This window comes from Streptomyces caeruleatus, assembly GCF_001514235.1.
GTDB lineage: Bacteria > Actinomycetota > Actinomycetes > Streptomycetales > Streptomycetaceae > Streptomyces > Streptomyces caeruleatus.
In genome coordinates this window covers 64,323-87,620 of sequence record NZ_KQ948925.1, presented here as the reverse complement: position 1 = coordinate 87,620, position 23,298 = coordinate 64,323, and the positions used below count along the sequence as shown (strand labels likewise).

The window sequence follows — 23,298 nt, the reverse complement described above, 5'->3', positions numbered from 1 at the left end:
AGGCCGATCAGCGAGGGCTTGCCGACGATCTGCTCGGCGGCGCCCGTGGCACTGCTGATCATGGCGCAGATGGCCCGAGACGTGCCCAGGGCCCGGCCGTCGGCGGTGCCAGCCGACCAGTACGGCGTCCGCCCGTGCCTTTCCCTTGGGCGCGACGAGCTCGATGCCGGCCTTGCGCAGCGGCTCCTTCAGACCTTCGCCACCGTCATGAGGCAGGCACCTGTGGAGCAGCCGAGCGTTCTTTGCGGTACTCGCGCGGGCTGACGCCGTGGCGGCTCTTGAACGCGCGAGTGAAGTGCGAGGCGTCTTTGAAGCCGACCGCGTAGGCGATGTCCGTGACACTCCAGCCCGCCCGGCTCGGGTCGGCGAGGAGCCTGGCGGCGGTGTCGATCCGCTGCCGCAAGATCGAGCGAGACGGTGAGGTGTCCTCGGCTCGGAAGATCGTGTGGAGGTAGCGGACGGAGATTCCCAGCGCCTGGGCGACCATGGCGGGTGACAGGTCAGGCTCGGCGATGTGGTCGATGATGTACCGGCGGGCGCGGCTCATATGGGCTGCTCTGGGCACGTTGAGCCGGACGCCGGAGTCGCTCTCGCTGTACAGGGCCGTGGCCAGCAGTTCCAGCAGGGTGACGCCGATTCGCGCGCTCATGTCGAGGGACAGACCGGACGCGTGGTTGCTCAGAGAGCGGAAGAACGGTGCGAAGAGTGCTCCCGCACCCTGATCGCCTGGCACCGGAGTGGCCATCGTGTCCCGCGCCAGTGGGCAGTGCGCGTCGAACAGCGGCCGGGGCACCTTCAGTACCAGCAGTTCGAACGGGTCGGGACACACGATCCGGCAGGGCAGCGCGCTGTCATAGACGGTGAAGTCACCGGGGCGCAGGACGGCGTCACGCTCCTGCTGAGTCACCGTGACGCGGCCCCGCACGGCCAGGTTCACCAGGACGTCGTCTTCGCCGGACCTGCGGATCAGCCTCGGTGACCGGAACACCGTGTGCGGGTCGGAGACCACCCTCGCGACTCCCAGGCCGCCCAGCGTCTGGGCCGTGACCTGCCCCAGGAATCCGCGGGACGCACCCCGCGGCACGTCCATCTCGTACTCGACGAACGTCGTGGAGACCACCTCACGCCAGTAGTCCAGCTGAGCGCGGCTGTCGAGTGGCGCGGTGGAGAAGTTGAACGTCATACCGGTGCCACCTTGCTTCGCACCTCCAAAGACCCCGTAGCGGGTGCGCTCAGGTTCAAGTAACCGTGCCGCCTCAGTCAAGCCCTCGACGCAGGCAGCACCGTACGTTCGCACCCACACACCACCTAGGCAATGAGGCAGGGTGACATGACAACGTCCGAAGAGATCATGGCGCAGTCCGTCGCGACCGAGGCGCGCGTGGACCGCATGCGGGACAAGTACGCCTTGGAGGAGGGGTACATCAGCGCGGACAGCAGCCCCTGGGTGCCGTTCGTGCCCAATGTGTTCATCAAGCACCTCACCTTCGACGTGCGCGGCAGCAGCGCCGCCAACGTGCTGTGGGTGCAGGAGGGCGGCACGCTGGGGCGCCACCGTCACCGCGGCCCGGTCTCCGGATATGTCCTCGAAGGCAGCTGGCGCTACCTGGAGTACGACTGGGTCGGGAAGCCGGGAGACTTCGTCCGGGAGAGCCCAGGGCGCAGCCACACCCTCTACTCCGAGCACGGGATGAAGACGATGTTCTGGCTCAACGGACCGCTGGAGTTCCTCGACGAGGAGGACCGCGTCATGGAGACGGTCGACGTGTTCTGGTTCATCGACCACTACGAGACCTACTGCCGTGAGAACGGCTTGAAGATCAACGAACGGCTCTACCTCTGAGCAGGTCGAGGCGTGCCCGCCGAACGCGGGCAGCAGCGTCCCGCCCGCCAGGTCGACCACGGCCGTACGGGGACCGCAAAGGGATCTCTGCATCCATGGCGTGGCAGTGCCCTCCTGTACGACGCCCGGACCCGGAAACTGGAAGGCGTTCGGTTTCCGGTAGTCTGGGCGTCGCTCCAGGCGGGGGAGAGTGTCACTGAAAACCATTCGGTGACGACTGGGGCTCGACGGCGGCCCGAGCGGTCCGCGCCGCACGCATGAGACAAGGAGCCCCCGTGCCACGGCCACGCACCCCCTTGCTGGACCGGCGTCGCATCGGCGCCGCCGCACTGCGCGTGGTCGATGAGCAGGGCACTCTCACCATCCCCGCGCTGGCCCGTGCGCTCGGCGTGGCCCCGTCAGCGCTCTACCACCATGTCTCGGGCCGTGACGAGATCATCTCCCTCATGCGTGAGGAGCTGACCGGGGCCACCGGTGGCGCCGACCAGGACTGGTCCAAGCCCTGGGACCAGGCCCTGGAGGCCTGGGCCCGCTCCTACCTCGCCGCGTTCGCCGCGCACCCCGGCGCGGTGCCGCTCCTCGCGGTAGCCCCGCTCGCCGAGCCCTTCATGCACGCCATGTACGAGAAGGTCGCCGAGCTGCTGCTCTCCGCGGGGTTCGCCGAAGCCCAGGTCATGCCGCTGGTCAACGCACTGGAGAGCTTCATTCTCGGCTCTGCCCTCGACATGGTCTCGCCCCCGGTCATGGTCTCCGACGTCACCCGCGAAACAGCACCGCACCTCAGCGCCGTACTGGATCAGACCCCCACCGACCACACCCGCGCGGAGCACTCCTTCACCCTCGGGCTGCGGGCCATGCTCACCGGCTTCGGCCACCTGCTTCCCGACAACTGACCCGCGGTCGGCCCACTGCCGCCGTCCGCAGACCGAGGGCCCGGCACGGCTCACTCTTGGCATGTCATGATCACCAACCTCGTGGAGAGCGTGCTCCGGGCTCTGTCGGTGTACTAGGGGAGAAGACCCCCGCGCCGGGCGGCGACCACGGCTTCGAACCGTGTGTGTGCGTTGAGCTTGCGCATGGCGCTCCGTAGGTACGCCTTGACCGTTTCAGGTTTGAGAGACAGGCGAACAGCCGCCTCGACGTTGCTGCATCCCAGGGCCACCTGAGCCAGGACGTCGATCTCGCGGGGCGACAGCCGTGAACGGCTCCCCGGCGCCTGTGCCGCGCCGAGGCCGGCCAAACGCCGGGAGACATCGAGGAGCCGATCGCGTAGTGAGTCGTCCCGCACGGTCTGTGCGATGACGCGGAGCTCCGCGTGCAGCTCGCGGATCTCCTCGGCTTCGTTGTGGCTCGTGCCGTGCCCCGTGCCGGTCTCCGACGCCAGCCGGAACCTCAGTCGCCGATCGACCTCGTCCCGTACGGCGAGTTCGGTCGCCAACCGTCGTGAGGCGGCTGCCATGGCGTCGGTTGCGCGGTCCCCGAGCGGCGTCGAGGCGCGCGTCGCCCCGTACAGCACCCCGCGTACCGAACCGGCCACGACGACGGGAACGGCCACGACCGAGCGGATGCGTTCCGCGAGGACGGGGGCGTCGTAGTCGTGGGTGATGGAGTCGTCCGAGCCGTAGTCCGCCACGGCAGCGGAGCGGCGCTCCACGAGGACGTGTCCGCCCAGGCCCGTAGCGGCCAGGACGCAGAGTCCACGCAGGCCCGCCGTCTGGACCCCGATGTGTTGTGTCAGGTGCAGGACTTCACCCTGGACGGGGCCGCCGAACACGACAGGGAAGTCGCAGCGTCGCTGGGCCAGTCGCAGTGCCTGTCTGAACGCGTCACCGTCGTCGGGGCGCATCGATATGTCCCAAATGGGCTGCATTGCCCCTGCCCCTTTCCGGGGGTAGTCGGCCATCCACGTGTCCCGGAGCATAAGTCGCTGTCACGCCATCTCAAAGAGACCGCAGACCGAGACAGGGTGGAGTTGATCGTGAGCAAGACCAACCAATCTGTCAGTGAGCAACGGGAAGCCGATGCTCGGGCCGCGGCGGCGGAGCGGGTCCGGGAGCTGCTGGCCCGGTTCGATTCTCCACAAGCGTGTGCTGCCGAGTTGCTGTGCGACCGGCACCCCGCGGGCGCCGTGGCCTTCACCGTCATCGAGGCCGATCTGTCGTCCCGTGACCTCACCTTCGGTGAGCTCCGGCGTGACTCGGCGCGATGCGCCGCCGCTCTGGCCGGCATCGGCGTCGACCCGGGTGACGCGGTGGCCGTTCTGATGGGCAAGTCCGCCGACCTGGTCGTGACACTGTTGGGTATCTGGCGTCGTGGTGCGGTGCACGTACCGCTGTTCACCGCCTTCGCCCCGCCCGCCATCGCCCTGCGCCTGGAGGCGAGCGCGGCCAAGGCTGTCGTCGTTGACGCCGACCAGCGGCACAAGCTCCTGCCTGGTGACGACATGCCCGCCGAGGCCCCGTGGCGGATCGTGGTGGCGGGCGGCCAACCGGCTGAGGGTGAGCTGTCGCTCGGCGGTCTGCTCGCCACATACAGCGGGGACGAGCCAGAAGGCCGAGCGGTAGCCCGTGGGGGAGACGCGGCTATGGTCCAGCTCTTCACCTCCGGGACCACCGGTACGCCGAAGGGCGTGCCCGTCCCCGTCAGGGCGCTGGCCTCGTTCCAGGCGTACCTGGAGTACGGGCTGGACGTCCGGCGCGACGACGTGTTCTGGAACGCCGCCGACCCGGGCTGGGCCTATGGGCTGTACTACGCCGTCCTCGGCCCGTTGGCCGCGGGCCACCGGAGCCTGCTCCTGCACTCCGGCTTCTCACCGACGCTGACCTGGCGGGTGATGCGTGAATTCGGGGTCACGAACTTCACCGCGGCCCCCACGGTCTACCGCAGCCTGCGCAATGATGTGGCGTCCGTGCCGGACGGCGTGCGGCTGCGTACCGCGTCCTCCGCAGGTGAGCCGCTCACGCCTGAGGTGATCAGCTGGGCTGAGCAGACGCTCGGCGTCCCCGTCCGGGACCACTACGGTCAGACCGAGCACGGCATGGTCATCGTCAACGGCTGGGCCGACACCGTACGATCCCCCCTCCTGCCTGGGTCGATGGGCAGGCCCCTGCCCGGCTGGTCGGCCGAGATCCTGCACGACGAACGGGACGAGCCCGCCCCGGCGGGGACAGCGGGGCGCGTCGCGATCAAGGTCGCCGACAGCCCGCTGATGTGGTTCTCCGGATACTCTGGTGCCCCCGAGAAGACCGCTGAACGCTTCTCCGCCGACGGCCGGTGGTACCTGACCGGCGACGCCGGCAGCCGGGACGAGGACGGCTACTTCTTCTTCTCCGCCCGGGACGACGACGTCATCATCATGGCCGGGTACCGCATCGGTCCCTTCGACGTCGAGAGCGTCCTGGTGCAGCACCCGCAGGTGGCCGACGTCGCGGTCGTCGGAGTTCCTGACGCACTGCGTGGAGAGGTCCTCGAAGCCTTCGTGGTCCTGCGCCCCGGCACGGTGGGTGACGACGCACTCGTCGGGGAGCTGCAGCAACTGGTCAAGACCCGGTTCGCCGCTCACGCCTACCCGCGCACCATCCACTTCACCGACCGGCTGCCGAAGACACCCAGCGGGAAGATCCAGCGCTTCGTCCTGCGCGAGCGGCGCCGGGCGGACCTGGACGGCCACTGACACCTCCGCACCCGGAAGAGAGAACGGGGACCGTTCCGATACCTGTCTCGTGTCTGCTGCCGACCGAAGAAGCGGCGGACCTCCTCGACCTGACCCGCGAGATCGCCGACCGTCACCTGGCACCGCGCGCCGCGGACACGAAGCCGCTGAACGCTTCCTCGGGGTGTCTTCCGGACACTGGGCCGGTCCGGCCTCCTCTCCCAGCCCTATCCCGTAGAGCACGGCGGAGGCGGCCAGCCGTACGAGGTGTACCTCCAGGTTGTCGAGGAGATCGCCGCCCGCTGGGCGAGCGTCGCCGTCGGCATGAGCGTGCACGCCCTGTCCTGCTTCCCGCTGGCCGTGCACGGTACGGACGCTCAACGCGAGGGCCTGTTGCGGCAGTTGCTGTCAGGTGAGGTGCTCGGGGCCTACTGTCTGTCCGAGGCACACGCCGGATCGGCCCCGGCCGCCACGACCAGCCGGGCCCGACGCGACGGTGACGCGTACGTGTTGACCGGTGCCAAGGCATGGACGACACACGGCAGGCACGCGGACTTCTACACGGTCATGGCGCGTACTGCCGATGACAGGGCCCGGGGCGTCTCCTGCTTCCTGGTACCCGCCGACACACCCGGGCTGGAGGCCGATCCACCGGAGCGGAAGATGGGTCTGACCGGGTCGGCCACCGCGACCATGCGCCTGGACGGCGTCCGGGTGCCGGGCGACCGGCTGATCGGTGCGGAGGGGCAGGGCCTTGCCATCGCGCTGGAGGGGCTGCACGCCGGCCGGCTCGGCATCGCCGCGGTGACTGTCGGGCTCGCCCAGGGCGCGTTGGACGACGCGCTGACCTACGCGCAGGAGCGGGAGACCTTCGGGCGCAAGATCATCGACCACCAGGGGGGTCGCCTTCCTGCTCGCCGACATGGAGGCCGCCGTCAGCTCCGCCCGAGCGACGGTGCTGGCCACGGTGCGGCGCAAGGACGCCGGGCTGCCCTACAGCCGTCAGGCCTCCATCGCCAAGCTCGTCGCCACGGACGCTGCGATGCGGGTGACCACCGAGGCGGTGCAGATCTTCGGGGGCGCCGGCTACACCCGTGACTTCCCCGTGGAACGCTACATGCGGGAAGCCGAGGTCATGCAGATCTTCGAGGGAACCAACCAGATCCAGCGCCTGGTCATTAGCCGCGACCTCGTCCGTGGCGAACCCGGGCCCGCCACCCACGTTCTCACCGCCCCGTTGCTGGAGGCCCACTCATGAACCCCGACGCATGGTCGCCTCGGTCACCGGCGGCCTCGGCCGCGCTGTCGCCGAAAAGCTTCTCACTGCGGGAGCCCACGTGGTCATCGCCGACCTCCCCACGTCCCCGGGAGCGGACGTCGCGGCCGGACTGTCCTCCCTGGGCAAGGTCGCGTTCGTGCCCTGCGACGTGACAGACCCCGGGCCCGTACAGGCCGCGGTGGACACCGCTGCCGAGCTGGGAACGCTGCGTACCGCCGTGAACTGCGCGGGCGTGGCCACCCCCGGCAAGCTGCTCTCCCGCAACGGGCCGTTGCCCCTGGAGGAGTTCGAGCGCGTCGTCCGGGTCAACCTCGTCGGCATGTTCGACGTCTTCCGGCTCGCCGCCCAGCGCATCGCCGAGGCCGAGCCGGTGGCGGGTGAGCGGGGCGTACTCGTCGCGACCGCGTCGATCGCGGCTTACGACGGACAGGTCGGCCAAGCCGCCTACGCTGCTTCGAAGGGCGGGGTGGTGGGACTGACGCTTCCGGCCGCACGGGAACTGGCACAGCATCAGATCAGGGTCGTCTCCATCGCGCCGGGACTCTTCGACACCCCGTCATGGCCGGACTGCCGCAGGAGGCCAGGGATTCCCTCGGCCGGCAGGTGCCGCACCCGGCACGACTGGGCGACCCTGCCGAGTTCGCGGCGCTGGCTCACCACGTCGTGGTGAACCCGATGCTCAACGGCGAGGTCATCCGTCTCGACGGTGCCATCCGGATGGCACCTCGTTGACAAGGCCCACAGAGGGTTTCCTCGGAACAGTCGCGCGTGGACTCGCCAGGGCTTACGGGGAGTCCGGCGGCGCGAGGAGGTCGGCGATGAAGGCACGTACGGTCGCCTGCATGTCGATCTCCTCGGGGTCCAGGAGCCACTGCAACTGGACGCCGTCGAGCACGCCCAGAAGCAGTGTGGCCAGGGTCCGGGGCGGTACGGACGGTCGGATCTCGCCGCGTGCCGTGGCCGCCGCGAAGGTGTCCGTCAGCAGTTCCCTGGCCCTGCGGTAGCGGTCGCGGAAGTGCTCGTGTGCCGGGTGCTCGGCAGAGGTCGCCTCCGCCGAGAGCACGCAGTGCAGTTCGGCGAGGCCCGGGTGAGCGATGTTCTCGGCCAGGATCCGCATCACGTGATCCGTGATGTCGGAGCGGGAGGGGGAGGGCGGGATCGCGGTTTCCTCCGCCACGGCAGGACGGTCCCGTTCATGGAGGACGGCGGCGAGCAGGGCGTCCTTGTCCGGGAAGTAGTACGTCAGCCCGGCGGCGGTCATGCCCAGCTTCGACGCCACGTCCTTGAAGGTCGCCCCCCGGTAGCCGGCGGTGCCGAAGAGCTCGGCCGCGGCTTCGATCGCCGCCGCCCTCACCCGGGCGCTCTTCGCGTAGGGTCCCCTCGAACTCGCCACCGTTGAACCAGCCTCCATCCATGTACGCGGGAAACAACCGCGAGGAATTCTTGCGCAGATGAGATTTTAGTATCTCAGGCCGCGGTGATGCCGTCCTTGGGGTAGCCGTCGCGGGCGACCTTCCCGAGCCAGCCCAGGCTCGGCTTCGGGGTGCGCGTGAAGGTCGTCCGGTCGACGGCGATCAGACCGAACGTCGGTCCCCAATGCCCCCATTCGTAGTTGTCCAGCGCGGACCAGTGCAGATAGCCGCGTACGTCGATGCCGTCGTCGACAGCGGCGAACAAGGCGCGCAATGCCTCGGAGGTGTACCGGACGCGGCGCTCGTCGTCCTGAGTGGCGATGCCGTTCTCGGTGACGATGATCGGGGTCCCGTCCGTCACCTCGGCGGCGTTGCGGACCGCTATGCCGAGGGCGTCGGGACGGTAGGCCCAGCCGGTGAGGGTGTTGTCCGGGTGCGTGGGGTGAGGCACGATCCCGTCCGCGTCGACGGTCTGGCTGGTGTAGGCCTGGACGCCGACGAAGTCGTCGCCGCGGGACTGCTCAAGGTAGAAGTCCTCCCAGACGTGCTTCACTTCGGCGAACCGCGCCTCGCTGCCGGCGGCCGGTGTGAGGGCCTGGCAGGCGACGGTCCAGCCGGTCCTGGCGTCGGTGCGGGTGTGGATGATGTCCTGGGCGGCGGCATGAGCCTTGGCCAGCACAGCTCCGATCGTCGGATCGGGGGTGGGCAGAACCATGTTGTTCTCGGACGTGACGGTCATCGATGTCGCCTGACCCGAGACGAATCGGTCGACCATGCGCGTCGACAGTGTCAGGATGTTCGGTTCGTTGATCGTGCACACCCACGGGACGTCCTGGAGGATCGTGGCCGTCTGTTCCACGTAGCGGGCGAAGCGATCGACCCCCTTTCCTTCCAGCCAGCCGCCTTCCTGGACGAACCAGAGTGGGTGGGTGAAGTGCTGGAGCGTGACAACAGGGGTGAGTCCCAGGTCGACAGCGGTGTCGATCATGCGGCGGTAGTGGGCCAGGGCGGCGCGGTCGAACTCGCCGGGTGCGGGTTCGATCCGGGCCCATTCCAGGCCGAATCGGTAGGAGTTGAGACCGGCGTCGGCCAGCAGGCGCATGTCCTCGGGGTAGCGGTGATAGCTGTCGACGGCTCTGCCACTGCGCTCCATGGCACTCTTCGGCTGGTTCTCCAGCCACCACCAGTCGCTGTTGGTGTTGTTCCCCTCCACCTGGTGAGCGGACGAGGCGGCGCCCCACAGGAAGTTCGGTGTGGTCGGCATGTTCGACATGGGTTCCTTCGGTGTCTAGCGGACGCCCGCGGCGTGGTCGTGGTGCGCGGGGTTGGTCGTACAGGTGAATCGGTGGCGGCCGACGCCCCGGTGGTGGACGTCGCCGTTGGGCAGGACGATCTCGGCGGTAGCGGTGGACGGAACGTCGACGCCGAGAGTGAAGTGGGCGCCGTCGAGGGTCCAGTGGATGTCGATCGGGCCGCGTGGGGTGAGGTGGAGGAAGCGGGCGGTGGTGAGTCCGCCGCCCGGGTACGGGTGGACGACGAACCGTTCCCAGCCCACCGAGGACGGGGCTTGCCGGAGCCCTGCCACGTACGCGTGGAGGAACTGGATCACGGCGCCCTTGCTGTAGTGGTTGAGCGACGCATGGGCTTCGCCGTCGGCGTCGACGCCCTCCCACTCCTCCCACATGGTCGTCGCGCCACGGTCGAGCATGCCCAGCCAGGAGGGAGTGCCGCGGCGGAGGAGGAGCGCGTAGGCCAGGTCCGCGTGGCCGGCGTCGGCGAGGGCGGGCAGCAGGAGACCGGTGGTGAGGAAGCCGGTGCCGAGCCGGTCGTCGTTCTTGTGGATGAGGCCGACGAGGCGGTCCGCGGCGGCGTCGCGCAGATCGGTGGGGAGGAGGCCGAAGGTGAGGGCTCGGACATACGCGGCCTGGGTGTCGGTGGCGGTGCGTCCGTCGGGGCGCAGGAACTCGGTGCGCCAGGCGTCGCGTACCCGTACGGCCAGGGTGTTGTAGTGGTCCGCGTCCTCGGGGCGTTCGAGGACGGCGGCGATGGACGCGAGCCGGGTGAGTGAGCGGTAGAGGTAGGCGGTGGCGACCTCGCCGTGGTCGGCGGCGAACAGGGCCGCGACAGAGAGCGGCGGGTCGTCGGGGCGGCGCGGCTCGCACCACTCGCCGAAGTGGAACGGGCCGTCCCATACGTACTGTTCGTGTGGCGCGGGCTCGGCGGAGCGGGCGATGCGGGAGGGATGGCGGATCTCTCTGGCGCAGCGCAGGGCGTACTCGCCCCAGGCCCGCATACTCTCCCAGCTCTCGGCCAGGATCCCGGTGTCCGCGTACTCGGTGTACAGCGTCCACGGCACGTCGATGAGTGCGTCGCCCCAGCCGGCGGAGCCGCCGCCGACCAGGCCGCTGTGGTCAGGGTGCTCCCGCATGCGCTCCGAATCGGGCGAGAACATGGCGGGCAGCCCGCTGTCGAGCTGGTCGTCGCGGACGGAGCGCAGCCACTTCCGGCTGAAGCCGTGGATGTCGTAGAGGCGGGCGGCGGTGGGCGCGTAGAGGCCGAAGTCGCCTGTCCAGCCGGAGCGTTCACGGGTGGGGCAGTCGGTGGGGACATCGACGATGTTGCCCCGGAAGCTCCATTCGGCCGCGTGGTGGAGCCGCTCCAGGTCGGGGTCGCTGCAGCTGAACCAGCCGCGTCGTTCCAGGTCGGAGTGGACCGCGACGACGGTGATGTCGTCCGGGCTCAGGGCGCGGCCCGGGTGCGAGACACGGACGTAGCGGAAGCCGTGGACGGTGTGGCGAGGCTCGAACTCCTCGCCCTCTTCGCCGGCGGCGGTCACCTCGTCCACCTGGCTGCAGGGCACAGGCGTGCCGTCGGGGGCGGCGATACCGAGGTGCGAGGTGGTCAAGTCACCGTCGGGTGCAAGATGTTCGCCGAACTCGAGACGGGTGTGTGCTCCCCGGTCGCCGAGGTTGCGCAGGCGCAGCCATCCGGAGATGTTCTGTCCCGTGTCCACGATCGACACGCCTTGGCGAAGCGGGGTGACCGAGCGGGGGCGCCACTCCTCCACTCGGCGCACGGGTGGAGCGGGGGACCAGCTCGGGGTCGGGGCCGTGACGGCGTTCACCCGGACCGGCTCGCCGGGCTCGTCGGCGGGCCGGATCCGCAGGTCGGTGGCCTGCCCGTGCATCAGGTCCGCGCGCGTGATCGACGAGCGCCGGGCGGCCCAGCCGGACCCGGTCGCGGCGGCCACGGTGACGGTGCCGGCCGTGTCATAGGTCTCCAGCTGGGCCCGTACGGCCAGGGTGTCGCCCCAGGTGTTCCGCACTTGCTGGCCACCGTTCCGGCCCCGGAACCAGCCGTCCGAGACGGTGAAGGTGAGCGTGTTGGGGCCCGACCGCAGCAGGGAGGTCACGTCGTACGCCTGGGCGTGGAGTGTCGCCTGGTAACTGGTGAAACCGGGGGCCAACTCGATGTCACCGACCCGGTCGCCGTTCAGCGAGACTTCGTACACGCCCTGGGCTGTCGCGAACAGGCTGGCACGCGGGGGGACTTCGGTGAAATGGAACGAGGTGCTGAGCTCCCAGGCGCCGCGGTCGACGGCGCTGGTGTCATGGTCCGGCGGAGAGACCCAGCGGCCTGTCCAGTCCTCCTCGTGCCAGAGCGCGGAGCGCACCGTGAGGGTGTCCGACCAGGGAGACCAGCTGTCACCCGTCGCCACCCGGACACGGAGGTCGACGCGCGTGCGGCTCGGTACCGGCGACCACGGCCAGTCGGCCCGAGGCGCGGAACCCGGCCCGCGGTGGCGGCGGGGCTCGCCACCGTCCCAGCGGGCCTCGATCTCGTACCCCGTACAGTCGGCCGGGCCGGCTTGCGGCAACCAGCTGAGGCGGGGAGTGCGAGTCGCCAGGACACCCGTGCCAGGCTGCTGGCCCACAGACAGCCATGTGGGGCGGGGATCGTGCTGCGTCATGCTGTGGCTCCTTGCTGTGAGAAGAGGGGCGGGCCAGCCGTCCGGTCGGGTCGGCCGCGTGCGAAGGACGGTCAGGCGACGCCTCGGGCCCTGCGCACGACCACGCCGCCCACGATCGCGACGACGCCTCCGGCGAGGTAGAGAGCGGGATATCCGCCCAGCGCCGTCATCCCGCCCAGGGCAAGGATCGCGGGCGCCATGACCGGCCCTATCGAGCGCGGGAGCTGGTCGGCGATCACGAATAGCGACATGTACCTGGCGACGTCCCGGCCGCCGTCGGGCAGCACGCTCATGACCAGCACCCCGTCGGTGGGAATGAAGAATCCGGTGGCAACAGCGATGAGCGCACTGCCGACGAAGAAGAACGGGATCGACGGGGCGAAAGCGACGACGGCGCTCCCCGCGGCCAGCATCAGCGCGGAGATCAGGATCAGTGGCTTGCGGCTGCGCACCCGGTCCGTGACGAAGGAGCCCACGATCGTGCCGACCAGGGCGCCGACCATGCTGAGCATGTTGTTGACCGAGATCAGCGAAGGCAGTTCCTTCTTGGTCACCCCGAGGTGGTCGGTGAGGTAGTAGATGGCGAACGAGCCGGTGAACGCGACGCCGAAGGTGATGAGGAACCGGCTGAGCCACACCCAGGAGTAGTCGGGTGCGCTCTTGGGGTTGAAGACGTACGCCCGCGCCACGGTGCGGATGAGCGGCTGCTGCGGCACCTCGGCCGGGCTCAGTCTTCGGTCACGGTAGATGGCTATGCCGATGACGAAGGTCAGTATGTACAGCGGCACACCGCCGGCGGCCATGAGGAGCTGGTTGCCGATGAACTGCGGACCCACGATGCCGGCGAGGAGGGCGGCGAGCAGGCCGAACAGGGATGAGAGTCCGACGACGCGCCCGCGGGCGTGCTCGGGGATGCTGTCCGGGGTCATGGCCGCATGGGACGCGTTGACGAGGCCCTGTCCGAGGGCGAGGAGCGTCAGGGCGCCGAACGCAGCGGGCAGGCTTCCGGAGAGGCCGAGCCACGTCAGACCTGCGACGGCCATCATGCCGCCGACGGCCAGGCCGGGGCGCCGCATGCCGAAACGCGAAGTGGTCCGATCGCTCAGCGCCCCGCAGACGGGGGCGAGGATCATTGTGCCGAAGGCTATGATGCCCGTGGCCACGCCCAGCGCCGTCTCTTTGTTGTCCGGCGCGATGCGCTCCATGATCAGCGGCAGGGCGACCAAGCTGGGCAGCATTACCGCGGCCGTGTTGCCGAACGTCGTGATCAGGATCGCGACGACGGCTCGCTTCGACACCTTCTCGACAGGTGCCTCGCAGGAGGGTTCATCGGCTTCAGCGGTCGCCACGGCAGATGGGCGGCTCTCGACTGCATCGAGGGGATGAGGCTCGGGCGCGACGGGGGGGATCAGCTCTGATTGCGGCTCAGACTGGTGCATCGCAGATCTCCTGTGATCAGCGAGGGAGATATCTAGCCAGTGCCAGATATTGACGGTGGGGACCGTAGCAACTAAATCTGTCTGTGCATAGATTTTCATCCACCGGAAATCTGCAGGGCGTGGACCCGATGTTTCGGTCGCCTGATCCCGCACCGTCCAGCAGGCCCGGGCGTCCGGTCGTGAACGTGGCTGAACCGAAGTCGCCGGGCGTCTGCTGAGGTGCGGGGTGTGTCCTCTGTGCTGTCCAGCCCCGGACCTCAACCTCAAGGAGAGTCGACCCATTGAGCTCCGACAGCAGTAAGACCCTGACCTCGATGTGCGACCACGTTCAGAAGGCAGTGGACGACGGGATCTGGCCGGCTGCGCAGTTCGCCGTCGCCCGGCACGGTGAGATCCTTGCCTTCGAGTCCTTCGGTGAGGCGGGGGACGGCGACCGCCTCTGCCTGTTCTCCACCACCAAACCGATCGTGGCGTCGGTGATGTGGCAGCTCCTGGGTGAGGGGCTCGTCACCCTCGACACCAAGGTCGCCGAGGTGTGGCCCGAGTTCGTCGCACACGGTAAGGACGTCATCACCCTCGAACACGTACTGCTGCACACCTGCGGCCTGACGAACGGAGCCATCGACGCGGCGTCGCTGCCCGACCGGCAGGCGCGGACGGCGGCCATGGCGCAATGGCGGCTGGAGTGGGAGCCCGGTACGCGCTACGAGTACCACGGCTTTTCCGCGCACTGGGTGCTGGCCGAGCTGATCCAGCGGCTGACCGGCCAGGACTACCGCGATGCGTTGCGTGCCCGGGTCCTCGACCCACTCGGTCTCGACCGACTCGAGCTGGGCGTCCCCAAGGAGCGACAGGGGGACCTCCAGCGAGTGGTGGCGACGGGCGAGTACCCGCTGGGTGCGCTGGAGGCCCTTCTGGGGCGACCGGTCGACGCCGCGGTCCTCGAAGCGGGCGATACGGCGATACGGGCCGTCGCCAATGATCCGGAGCTGATCGCGCTCGGTGTGCCCGGCGCCAACGCGTTCTCCGACGCGGCCGGTGTGGCCCTCTTCTACCAGGAGCTGCTCCACAACACCTCCGGCCTGTGGCGGCCTGACGTGCTGGCGGACGCCACAGGCGGAATCCGTAACACCTGGCCCGCCGACCCGTCGCGGTCGGACGCACCCGCCAACCGCAGCATCGGCTTGGTCATCGCGGGCGCGGACGATTCCGTGTCCGTGGAACTCCCCTCGTACGACGCTCCGTTGGAGCTTCGCCCCTATGGCGGCCGCACCTCGGCCCGAGCCTTCGGCCACTCCGGGGCCGGCGGACAGTCCACGTGGGCGGATCCCGAGACCGGCCTTTCCTTCTGCCTGCTGACCAGCGGGATGGACCGGGACGTGGTGCGCGATCACCAGCGGCACACCGCGATCGAGTCGCTCGTCCCCGACCTGGTGTGACGGCGGCCGGTTCCCGGCAGCAGTGACGCGAGACCATGCGCGTTCCCTTGTCTCCGGCTCGGCGCACCGTCCCTGACCCCGGTGCGCCGAGCCGGGCTCCACGGCGGCCCATGCAGGTCGCTGTGCGATCGAAGAAGAGCTCTGCCATGGTCGCGGCGCGTTCGGCCGGCGCCCCGCTGCTCTGCCGCAAAGTCGGCTGCGGCGCGTGGACGGGCCGGGCAGGGATCACCCTCGCCGCTGAGCCACCGGCCGTGCTTCGGGTGCGGCTTCAGCCCCGTACTGATGTGAGTGCCAGGCGTCGGCGCTTCGGAAACCGGCTGTATCCCGGCCTCCTGAGCTTCACTGTTACGATTCAGTTGCTCTGTCCGGGGTGGATGCAGAGCGGACAGGGAGGCTCGGTGGCTCGGCAGCAGCGACGTGTCACGGCGGTGGACGTGGCGCGGGAGGCGGGCGTCTCCCAGACCACCGTCAGCTACGTACTCAACGATGTCCCGCACCAGAAGATCTCCGCCGAGACGCGGGAGCGCGTCCACGCGGCCGTCGCGAAGCTCGGATACACGCCCTCGGCCGCGGCTCGGGCGCTTCGGACCGGGCAGAGCGACATCGTTCTGCTGCTCCTCGCGGACATGCCTCTCGGGCACACCGCGATCGAGCTGGTCGAACAACTCACTCAGGTCCTGCAGAGGAAGGGCCTGAATGTGGTCACCCGGATCGAGGACGGTGGCGCAAGCGACTCCCTGTGGGCGGACCTCGCGCCGCGAACCGTCGTCGTCCTTGCCCCGATGCGGGCCGACCGCCGTAGGCGCATGGAGGCCGCGGGCATCCAGGTGATCAACGCCTGGCGGTGCGACGCCGAGGACGTCGGGCACGACACCCTGGCGCACTCGCAGCACCGCGTCGGAGAGTTGCAGGCCGGTCACCTGGCTGCGGCCGGCCACCGGCAACTGGGCTACGCGGCGCCGGCCGACCGCCGTCTGAGCGACTTCTACGAGTTGCGTCTGCAGGGTGTCCGGGACGCCTGCGGCGAGCTGGGCATCGCGCCACCCGTGGTGCGCGAGATCGAGGCCGACAAAGACCTCGCCGCGGTCGCGGCGCAGGAGTGGCGGGCCGCGGGTGTGACCGCGGTGTGCGCCTTCAATGACGAGGTGGCGTTCGCGCTGCTGGCGGGGATGCGTGCGGCGGGACTGGCGGCGCCCGGGGACCTCGCCGTCATCGGTGTGGACGACATCCCGGTCGCCCGGTTCGCCGAACCACCGCTCACCACGGTCGACCAGCACATGGGAATCGTGGCCGGGGAACTGGCGCAGGCCATCCTGCGCCGTCAGGACCTCCCCGAGGCCTCGGGCGAGCCGCGCGGTGAGTCGGCAACCGTGGTCGCCCGGCAGTCGGCCTGAGACTGACCCCCGCCCCAGGCCGAGACGCGGCCGACGGCGCCGCGACGGCGGCTGGACATGCGGCGCCGTTCAGTCCACGACGAGTCGCGGGTCGACGTGGATCTTGGGGCCTGCGCCGGCACCTGGAGGGCGCTGTCCGGCGAGCACGGTGCCGACCTGCTCCAGACCGACGGTCGCCGCCACCAACGGTCTGGGATCCACCGACCCGTCCGCGTATGCCTTGATGGCCGGGTCCAACGCCGGGGACGCCGAGAGGAGGCCGACGGCGGTGACATCCTTGAGCGCGAGCGTACGGGTGTCGATGCGGCTGGGTTCACCGGCCAGGCCGATGCAGACGACTCGCCCGCCTGGTTCCACCAACTCCAGTGCCAGGCTGGGCAGTTGTGGGGCGTTGGAGGCGTCGACGATCGCGTCGAACGGAAGGTCGGGGAGGGTGTCCTCCTGCCAGAGCCGATCGAATCCCAGACCGCGGGCGAACTCCAGGGAACTTCGTGTCTTGCCCATGATGTGTACGTCGGCTCCTCTGGCCCGCGCGAACATCGCGGTCAACAGGCCGATGGTTCCCGGCCCGAGGACCAGCACCCGTTCGTTCATCTCCGGCGTCGCGGACCGCGCCGCGCGCAGGGCGTTGCCGCCCGGTTCGACCAGTGCGCCCAGCGTGGCGTCGACGGAGTCGGGCAACGGGTGCAACGAGGAGGCAGGTACGGCGAGTTGCTCGGCCAGGGCGCCGGGCCGGCCGTCCCGGACCCCCACCTCGCTTCGCTTCGCGCAGACATGACCGCGCCCCCGCAGACAGCGTCGGCAGTCGCCGCAGCCGATCATGGTGTCGCCCATGACCCGGCGGCCGAGCCACTCCCGGCCGACACCCGCGCCGACCGCTCGCACACGACCGGACCATTCATGACCGAGGCGCATCGGGAAGGAGGCGTGCCCCTGATGCAGATAGGCCATTTCGCCGGTGAAGAACTCCATGTCGGTGCCGCACACCCCGACCCGTTCGACGTCGACGACGACTTCACCGGGCGCGGCGACCGGTTCGGGCACCTCCTGCATCTCGTACGCACCAGGGCCCGTGAGGACGAACGCGCGCATGGCTCCCGCTCACCGAGGCCCGAGGACGTGCTGGCGCTGTGTTCCGAGGCCGCTGATCCCGAGCTCCATCACGTCGCCGGCCCTGAGCCACACGGGCGGGGTGAAGCCCATGCCGACGCCGGGCGGGGTACCGGTGTTGATGAGGTCGCCCGGCTCCAGTACCAGGAACTGGCTCAGGTAGTGCACGATGAAGTACGGGTCGAAGATCATCGTCTTGGTGTTGCCGGTCTGCCGGCGCACGCCGTTGACGTCGAGCCACATGTCGAGGGCGAGGACGTCGTCGATCTCCTCGGTGGTCGCGAGCCAGGGCCCGGCCGGATTGAAGGTCTCCGCGGACTTGCCCTTGGCCCACTGCCCGCCGCGCTCCAGCTGGAAGGCGCGCTCGCTGACGTCGTTGACGACGACGTACCCGGCGATGGCGTCATGGGCCTCCTCCACCGAATTCAGGTAGCTGGTGCGCTTGGCGATGACGATGCCGAGTTCGACCTCCCAGTCCGGCTTGGTGGCCCCGCGGGGGATGCGCACATCGTCGTCGGGACCGACAAGGGTGTTGGGCGATTTCGTGAACAGGATCGGCTCGTCCGGTACCGCCATGCCGGATTCCGCGGCGTGGTCTCGGTAGTTGAGGCCGATGCACAGGATCTGGTGCGGGCGGGCGATGGGGGCACCGACACGTTCTCCGGTGAAGCGGGACACCTGCCCCGCCGCCGCGCGTTCGGCCACGATGGGCCGTACGCGGTCGAGACCGCCGGACCCGAAGAACGTCTCGTCGAAGTCGGTGACGACGTCGGAGAGGTCGACGTACGTGTCGTCGTCGAGGCGGGCGACAGGCTTCTCGGCGCCGAGGGCGCCGATGCGCATGAGGTGCATGGGCTCAATCTCCAGGGTGGGCAGGGCAGTTCAGGCATGGAGCCGGACCGGGCGGCCCGACCATGGGGGGCACGGGCGTGCCAGGCACCTCCGCGCGCGTCGTGAACAGGTGTCCCGAGTCCGGGTGTTGGCACCGCTGGACGTCGGTCCGTCCGGCGGTGGCGGTGGTGATCACGAGTGTGTGCGCATGTCGTCACCGGCGAAGGCGACGGACGAGGTGTGCGGTGCCGGTACGGGAGGGCGCGCGGTGAGCGGGCCCGTGGGGGAGTAGCGGCCGACTTCCCCCGCGCCCCGCACCGCGACCCAGAGGTGTTCTTCCGTGTCCAGGGCGATGCCGTCGGGTAGTCGTGCTTGATGCGCAGGTGGACACGGCGGTCGGTGCCGTTACGGGCGTCGGTGTCGATTGCCATGATCCGGCTGTCGGTCTCCAGACGGACGAGTGCCTCGTGCCGTGAGGGCCGTCGAGGCTCAAGGTGCCGCCGACGAAGCGCCCCGACGGGTCGGTGGATCCGTCGTTCAGACGCCGTCCGGCGCCGGACGGCACGATACGGGCGCCCTCATGGCGGGTGCCGTCGGTTTCGATGACGATCAGATGCTCCTGAGCGGCGACGAGCAGTGTGCCGGCCTCGGCGACGATGACCGCCCCGACCATCGAGTCGAAGGCGTGACGCCGGACGACGGTGATACTGCCCGTGTCGTCGAGGGAGCTTTCGAGGACCTGACCGGCGTGCATGTCGACCCAGAGCAGGCGTCGCCGGACGGGGTCCCAGACCGGCCCCTCGGCGAGCCGGAACGCCTCGGTGCTTGCGGCGGTGAGTCGCGGTGCGGTCACCGGAGTGGTTCTCCCAACGGGCCGAGCAGGGAACGGATGTCGGCGTACGCGTCGACCAGTGTGCTCAGCGGGGTGCGGTAGGTCAGCGCGCTGACGCTCACCGCACCGGACGGGGTGTTCGCCGAGGTTGCGTACAAAGGCAGGGCCAGGCAGTTGACGCCGGGTTCGTTCTCCTGGTCGTCCAGGGCGTAGCCGTGCTCCCGGATGGCCTCGAACTCCTCATGCAGCTCAGCTGCGGTGCAGTGGGTCCGCGGGGTCCGCCGCTCCAGCGCACCGTCGCCGATCCAGGCCTCGACGTCATGGACGGTGCGCAGCTCGTGGGCGAGCAGCAGCTTTCCGACTCCGGTGGCGTGCGCGGGGTTGCGGCCCCCGACGGTCGAGGTCAGGCGGACGGCGCCGGTGGGCGGGTCGACCTTGGCACGGTAGACGACCTCGTGGCCGTCGAGCACCGCGTAGTGCGCGGTCTCCCCGAACCGTTCGGCCAGAGCCTCCAGAACGGGGTGGACGCGCACGTGGTCGGGGCGTGCTTCGTGGTGCGCGAAGGCCATGCGCAGGAACTCGTCCCCGAGCAGATAGTGCCCTCGTCCGTCCTGGTCGGCCAGGCCTGCCCGGCGCAGCGACTGCAGGGCACGATGCACGGTCGGCTTGGGGCTGGCGATCACCTGTGTCAGCTCCTCCAAGCCCACTCCGTCCGGATAACGCGCGAGCTCCTTGAGCACGGCGAGCACCCGGTCGGATCCCACAAGCCCCTTGCTGTCGGCCTCGGTTGAGCGGACCGTCATGGACTCGCTCTTCTTGCCGCCGGGGGCTTTCGGTCCGTCGTACGTCTGCGTATTGTCCATGGCGTTCCAAACATTAGACCGGCGTACCGACTATTGGAAAGAGGTACGGGTGAAGCTTCGCAGCGCGCAGTGGTACGCGGGGCAGGATCGCAACGCCTACATCCACCGGGCATGGATGCGCCGCGGTGTACCGGACGACGCCTTCACCGGCCGCCCTCAGATCGCCATCGCCAACACCGCGTCCGACCTGACACCCTGCAACGCGCACCTGAACGAGGTGGCGGCCTCGGTGCGCAACGGTGTGTACGAGGCGGGCGGGATCCCGCTGGATCTGCCCGTGGTGTCGCTGGGGGAGACGAATGTGCGGCCCACCGCGATGCTGTGGCGGAACATGGCGGCGATGGCCACGGAGGAGATGCTGCGGGCCAACCCCGTGGACGGCGTGGTGCTGCTGGGCGGCTGCGACAAGACGATCCCGTCGCTGCTGATGGCCGCGGCATCGGTCGACCTGCCCGCGGTCGTCGTGCCTGGCGGGCCGATGCTGAACGGTTCCTTCCGCGGCAAGTCGCTCGGCTGCGGTACCGATGTCTGGAGGCTGTCCGAGGAAGTCCGCGGCGGCACGCTCAGCCAGGCGGACTTCACCAGCTCCGAGTCGGCGATGATTCGCAGCCGTGGCCACTGCAACACCATGGGCACCGCCTCCACCATGGCCCTGGTCGCCGAGGCCCTCGGCACCGTCGTACCGGGCGTGGCCGGAACCCCCGCGCCCGACAGCCGCCTTCTGCAGGCCGCCCACGAGACGGGCCGACTCGCCGTCGAGATGGTCGGCGCCGACCGCCGTCCCGGTACCTTCCTGACCAAGGCGTCCTTCCACAACGCGATCGTCGCCCTGGCCGCCGTCGGGGGATCCACCAACGCCGTCGTCCACCTCCTGGCCATCGCCGGCCGGCTCGGCGTCGACCTCTGCCTCGACCACTTCGACCGCATCGGCTCGCGGGTCCCGGTCCTGGTCGACCTCCAGCCGGCCGGCCGGTTCCTCATGGAGGACTTCCACCGCGCCGGCGGTCTTCTCGCGGTCCTGCACGAAGTGCGTGATCTCCTCGACCCGGACGCGCTCACCGTCACCGGCAGGCCGCTCGTCGAACATCTCGACGGCGCCGCAGTGTGGGACGCCGACGTCATCCGCCCGCGCGAGCAGCCGCTCGTCGCCGAAGGGGGCATCGCCGTGCTACGCGGCAACCTCGCCCCCGACGGCGCTCTCATCAAACCCGCCGCCGCCTCCCCGCACCTCCTTGAGCACCGTGGCCGGGCCGCCGTCTTCGACTCCATCGAGGACTTCCACGCCCGGATCGACGACCCCGACCTGGAGGTCGACGCGGACTCGGTGCTCGTCCTGCGTGGCTGCGGGCCCAAGGGGTATCCGGGCATGCCCGAGGTCTCCAACATGCCCCTCCCGAAGAAGCTGCTGGAGCAGGGGGTACGGGACATGGTGCGGATCTGCGACGGCCGGATGAGCGGAACCGCGTACGGCACGGTGGTGCTGCACGTGGCACCCGAGGCGGCGGCCGGCGGACCGCTCGCCCTCGTGCGCACCGGGGACATCGTCAGCCTCGACGTCAAGGCCCGCCGGATCGACGTCGACGTACCGGCGGACGAACTCGCCCGCCGCACCCCCAACAAGTCCACGCTCGACGGCTTCGCCAACCCGAAGCGGGGCTGGGAACGCCTTTACGTCGACCACGTCCAACAGGCCCACACCGGCGCCGATCTCGACTTCCTCGTCGGCTCCAGCGGCTCCGGGGTCAGCCGCGAATCCCACTGACCAGGCCTCGGCTTCCCACAGATGACCAAGAGGAGAGAGATGACGAGCATCCAGGCCAGAACCGCTCTCGTCACCGGCGGAGCCAGCGGCCTGGGAGCCGCTGCGGCCGAACGACTGCGGAGCGAGGGGGTCAAGGTGACCACGCTCGACCTGGCCGGCGCGGATGTCGCAGGGGATGTGACGGACGCGGCGACGCTGAGCCGGCTGGCCGCGGAGCTGGGGCCCGTGGACATCCTGGTGAACTCGGCCGGCATCGTCGGACCGAACGCGCCGCTCCTCGACACCACACCCGAACAGTGGCATCGCGTCCTCGACGTCAATGTCCTCGGGACCGTCAACACCATGAGGGCCTTCGTGCCCGGAATGCGCGAGCGCGGCTGGGGCCGGGTCGTCAACTTCGCCAGCATGGCCGGCAAGGACGGCAACCCCAACCTGTCGGTCTACTCCGCGTCCAAGGCGGCTGTGATCGCCCTGACCAAGTCCGCGGGCAAGGAACTCGCGACCAGCGGTGTCCTCGTGAACGTCATCACGCCCGCCGTCATCGCGACTCCCATGAACGCCTCCACGGCCCCCGCGGTGCTGGACCACATCACCGGACTCATTCCTATGAAGCGGATCGGACGCCCTGAGGAAGTGGCCGAACTCGTGGCCTTCCTCGCGTCGGACCGCGTCAGCTTCTCCACCGGCGCGGTGTACGACATCAGCGGAGGCAGGGCGACCTACTGACGGCCGGCTCGTGCTGGATCGCCGACGGACGCGTGCCGGGGCGGCGGTCGGCCCCCTGCCCGTCATCTGACGTTCCTGCCCCCGGAGGACGGCGGTGGCTCGGGCGAGGGCGCGATCAGCGAGAGCACCCGAATGCCGCGGTACCCGCCGGTGAGCGCCATCAGCCGGCCCGCGACGACAGGCCCGATCGCCTGGCCGATCCGGACGAACATCTCGGACAGGCTGCGCCCACCGGGGGAACCGCCCCAGGAAACGGAGAACAGGGCCGTGGCGCCGATGACGAAGGGCCTCACGCGATCTGCGTGCTCGCCGCGATGGCGGGGCATGCCGTTCGGCGGCCGCGGCGCCCGGTCGGCGCGACGCCGAGGGACAGCAGGCCCGCCGCGATCACCGTGACGCGATCCGCGGTCCTGGCCCAGCTCAGATTGGCGGACCCGGCCTCTTGTGCCGGGCAGGTACGGCGGCTTACGGTACTCATACGTTTCACTTGTTCGTATCAGTGACGATGGTAACCGCTCCCTCCCCGTCATTCGCCTCGCGTCGGTGTCGTACCGGGCGTCGGGGGCGGAGCGGTGGCCTCGAAGGGCTTGGGGTGATGCGCTCGCTGCGTCGGCGTTCTTCGTCGATCGATATGAATCGATTCATTCGCTGGCGGGAGAGCGCGTGTCGAGGCGGCTTCTGCGCCGCGAGGTCGGGCTCGCGGCGTCGGCGCGGCCCCGTGACGTCACTGACCGCCCACGCAAGGA

At 69.7% G+C, this 23,298-nt stretch carries 19 protein-coding genes and 3 pseudogenes; 9 read left to right on the top strand and 13 right to left on the bottom strand.

The window, feature by feature from the left end; translation table 11 throughout:
* Window positions 1-205 precede the first annotated feature (205 nt).
* A complete protein-coding gene (locus AQJ67_RS05335) occupies window positions 206-1,183 on the bottom strand; it encodes an AraC-like ligand-binding domain-containing protein (protein WP_062716861.1) in 978 nt (325 codons plus the stop codon).
* A 147-nt stretch (window positions 1,184-1,330) separates the two neighbouring features.
* Between AQJ67_RS05335 and AQJ67_RS05330 the strand changes: the two genes are divergently transcribed.
* Together AQJ67_RS05330 and AQJ67_RS05325 are read left to right on the top strand one after the other, a co-directional pair.
* On the top strand, window positions 1,331-1,843 hold the full coding sequence (locus AQJ67_RS05330) for a 2,4'-dihydroxyacetophenone dioxygenase family protein (RefSeq protein ID WP_062716860.1): 513 nt from the start codon (window positions 1,331-1,333) through the stop codon (window positions 1,841-1,843).
* A gap of 275 nt (window positions 1,844-2,118) precedes the next feature.
* On the top strand, window positions 2,119-2,736 hold the full coding sequence (locus AQJ67_RS05325; protein WP_063807286.1) for a TetR/AcrR family transcriptional regulator: 618 nt from the start codon (window positions 2,119-2,121) through the stop codon (window positions 2,734-2,736).
* A gap of 113 nt (window positions 2,737-2,849) precedes the next feature.
* On the opposite strand, the gene AQJ67_RS05320 is transcribed toward AQJ67_RS05325, so the two are convergent.
* Entirely contained in the window at window positions 2,850-3,713 is an 864-nt protein-coding gene (locus tag AQJ67_RS05320; protein ID WP_062716858.1) for a helix-turn-helix transcriptional regulator, read from the bottom strand.
* A 108-nt stretch (window positions 3,714-3,821) separates the two neighbouring features.
* Between AQJ67_RS05320 and AQJ67_RS05315 the strand changes: the two genes are divergently transcribed.
* From AQJ67_RS05315 to AQJ67_RS05305, 3 genes and pseudogenes are all read left to right on the top strand, one after another.
* Entirely contained in the window at window positions 3,822-5,516 is a 1,695-nt protein-coding gene (locus AQJ67_RS05315) for an AMP-binding protein (RefSeq protein ID WP_079055831.1), read from the top strand.
* 38 nt (window positions 5,517-5,554) lie between these two features.
* Window positions 5,555-6,753, top strand: a pseudogene (locus tag AQJ67_RS05310) (acyl-CoA dehydrogenase family protein).
* A 10-nt stretch (window positions 6,754-6,763) separates the two neighbouring features.
* Window positions 6,764-7,444, top strand: coding sequence for an SDR family NAD(P)-dependent oxidoreductase (locus tag AQJ67_RS05305; protein ID WP_482258140.1), 681 nt, complete (start codon window positions 6,764-6,766; stop codon window positions 7,442-7,444).
* A gap of 114 nt (window positions 7,445-7,558) precedes the next feature.
* Here the strand turns inward: AQJ67_RS05305 and AQJ67_RS05300 are convergent, their stop codons facing one another.
* From AQJ67_RS05300 to AQJ67_RS05285, 4 genes are all read right to left on the bottom strand, one after another.
* Window positions 7,559-8,167 carry a TetR/AcrR family transcriptional regulator gene (locus AQJ67_RS05300; protein WP_159058721.1) on the bottom strand — a complete coding sequence of 203 codons (609 nt, stop codon included), beginning with the start codon at window positions 8,165-8,167 and terminating at the stop codon, window positions 7,559-7,561.
* A gap of 74 nt (window positions 8,168-8,241) precedes the next feature.
* Window positions 8,242-9,450: a glycoside hydrolase family 1 protein gene (locus AQJ67_RS05295; RefSeq protein WP_107122815.1), complete on the bottom strand. Its 1,209-nt coding sequence runs from the start codon at window positions 9,448-9,450 to the stop codon at window positions 8,242-8,244.
* A 24-nt stretch (window positions 9,451-9,474) separates the two neighbouring features.
* Window positions 9,475-12,156, bottom strand: a complete 2,682-nt coding sequence (locus tag AQJ67_RS05290) for a family 78 glycoside hydrolase catalytic domain (protein WP_079055788.1) — start codon at window positions 12,154-12,156, stop codon at window positions 9,475-9,477.
* Between the two features lie 71 nt (window positions 12,157-12,227).
* On the bottom strand, window positions 12,228-13,454 hold the full coding sequence (locus AQJ67_RS05285; RefSeq protein WP_159058720.1) for an MFS transporter: 1,227 nt from the start codon (window positions 13,452-13,454) through the stop codon (window positions 12,228-12,230).
* A 455-nt stretch (window positions 13,455-13,909) separates the two neighbouring features.
* Between AQJ67_RS05285 and AQJ67_RS05280 the strand changes: the two genes are divergently transcribed.
* Entirely contained in the window at window positions 13,910-15,034 is a 1,125-nt protein-coding gene (locus AQJ67_RS05280; RefSeq protein ID WP_159058719.1) for a serine hydrolase domain-containing protein, read from the top strand.
* Window positions 15,035-15,432: 398 nt separating this feature from the next.
* Window positions 15,433-16,428, top strand: coding sequence for a LacI family DNA-binding transcriptional regulator (locus AQJ67_RS05275; protein WP_159058718.1), 996 nt, complete (start codon window positions 15,433-15,435; stop codon window positions 16,426-16,428).
* A gap of 69 nt (window positions 16,429-16,497) precedes the next feature.
* Here AQJ67_RS05275 and AQJ67_RS05270 read toward each other — a convergent pair whose 3' ends face one another.
* From AQJ67_RS05270 to AQJ67_RS05255, 5 genes and pseudogenes are all read right to left on the bottom strand, one after another.
* Window positions 16,498-17,520: a zinc-dependent alcohol dehydrogenase gene (locus tag AQJ67_RS05270; protein ID WP_062716851.1), complete on the bottom strand. Its 1,023-nt coding sequence runs from the start codon at window positions 17,518-17,520 to the stop codon at window positions 16,498-16,500.
* A gap of 9 nt (window positions 17,521-17,529) precedes the next feature.
* Window positions 17,530-18,390: a fumarylacetoacetate hydrolase family protein gene (locus AQJ67_RS05265; protein ID WP_062716850.1), complete on the bottom strand. Its 861-nt coding sequence runs from the start codon at window positions 18,388-18,390 to the stop codon at window positions 17,530-17,532.
* Window positions 18,391-18,561: 171 nt separating this feature from the next.
* A pseudogene (locus AQJ67_RS50620) lies at window positions 18,562-18,726 on the bottom strand (SMP-30/gluconolactonase/LRE family protein); the annotation flags it as partial.
* An 88-nt stretch (window positions 18,727-18,814) separates the two neighbouring features.
* Window positions 18,815-19,222 (bottom strand): annotated as a pseudogene (locus AQJ67_RS50615) (SMP-30/gluconolactonase/LRE family protein); the annotation flags it as partial.
* Window positions 19,219-20,064 carry an IclR family transcriptional regulator gene (locus tag AQJ67_RS05255; protein WP_079055786.1) on the bottom strand — a complete coding sequence of 282 codons (846 nt, stop codon included), beginning with the start codon at window positions 20,062-20,064 and terminating at the stop codon, window positions 19,219-19,221. The pseudogene AQJ67_RS50615 and the gene AQJ67_RS05255, both read right to left, overlap by 4 nt.
* 49 nt (window positions 20,065-20,113) lie before the next feature.
* Here AQJ67_RS05255 and AQJ67_RS05250 point away from each other — a divergent pair, with 49 nt between their 5' ends.
* A complete protein-coding gene (locus AQJ67_RS05250; protein ID WP_062716848.1) occupies window positions 20,114-21,826 on the top strand; it encodes an IlvD/Edd family dehydratase in 1,713 nt (570 codons plus the stop codon).
* Between the two features lie 39 nt (window positions 21,827-21,865).
* Window positions 21,866-22,552 carry an SDR family NAD(P)-dependent oxidoreductase gene (locus AQJ67_RS05245; protein ID WP_062716847.1) on the top strand — a complete coding sequence of 229 codons (687 nt, stop codon included), beginning with the start codon at window positions 21,866-21,868 and terminating at the stop codon, window positions 22,550-22,552.
* 62 nt (window positions 22,553-22,614) lie between these two features.
* Here AQJ67_RS05245 and AQJ67_RS05240 read toward each other — a convergent pair whose 3' ends face one another.
* On the bottom strand, window positions 22,615-22,845 hold the full coding sequence (locus tag AQJ67_RS05240) for a hypothetical protein (protein ID WP_062716846.1): 231 nt from the start codon (window positions 22,843-22,845) through the stop codon (window positions 22,615-22,617).
* Window positions 22,842-23,030, bottom strand: coding sequence for a hypothetical protein (locus AQJ67_RS47480; protein ID WP_159058717.1), 189 nt, complete (start codon window positions 23,028-23,030; stop codon window positions 22,842-22,844). Before AQJ67_RS47480 ends, AQJ67_RS05240 begins: the two co-directional genes overlap by 4 nt.
* Window positions 23,031-23,298 lie beyond the last annotated feature (268 nt).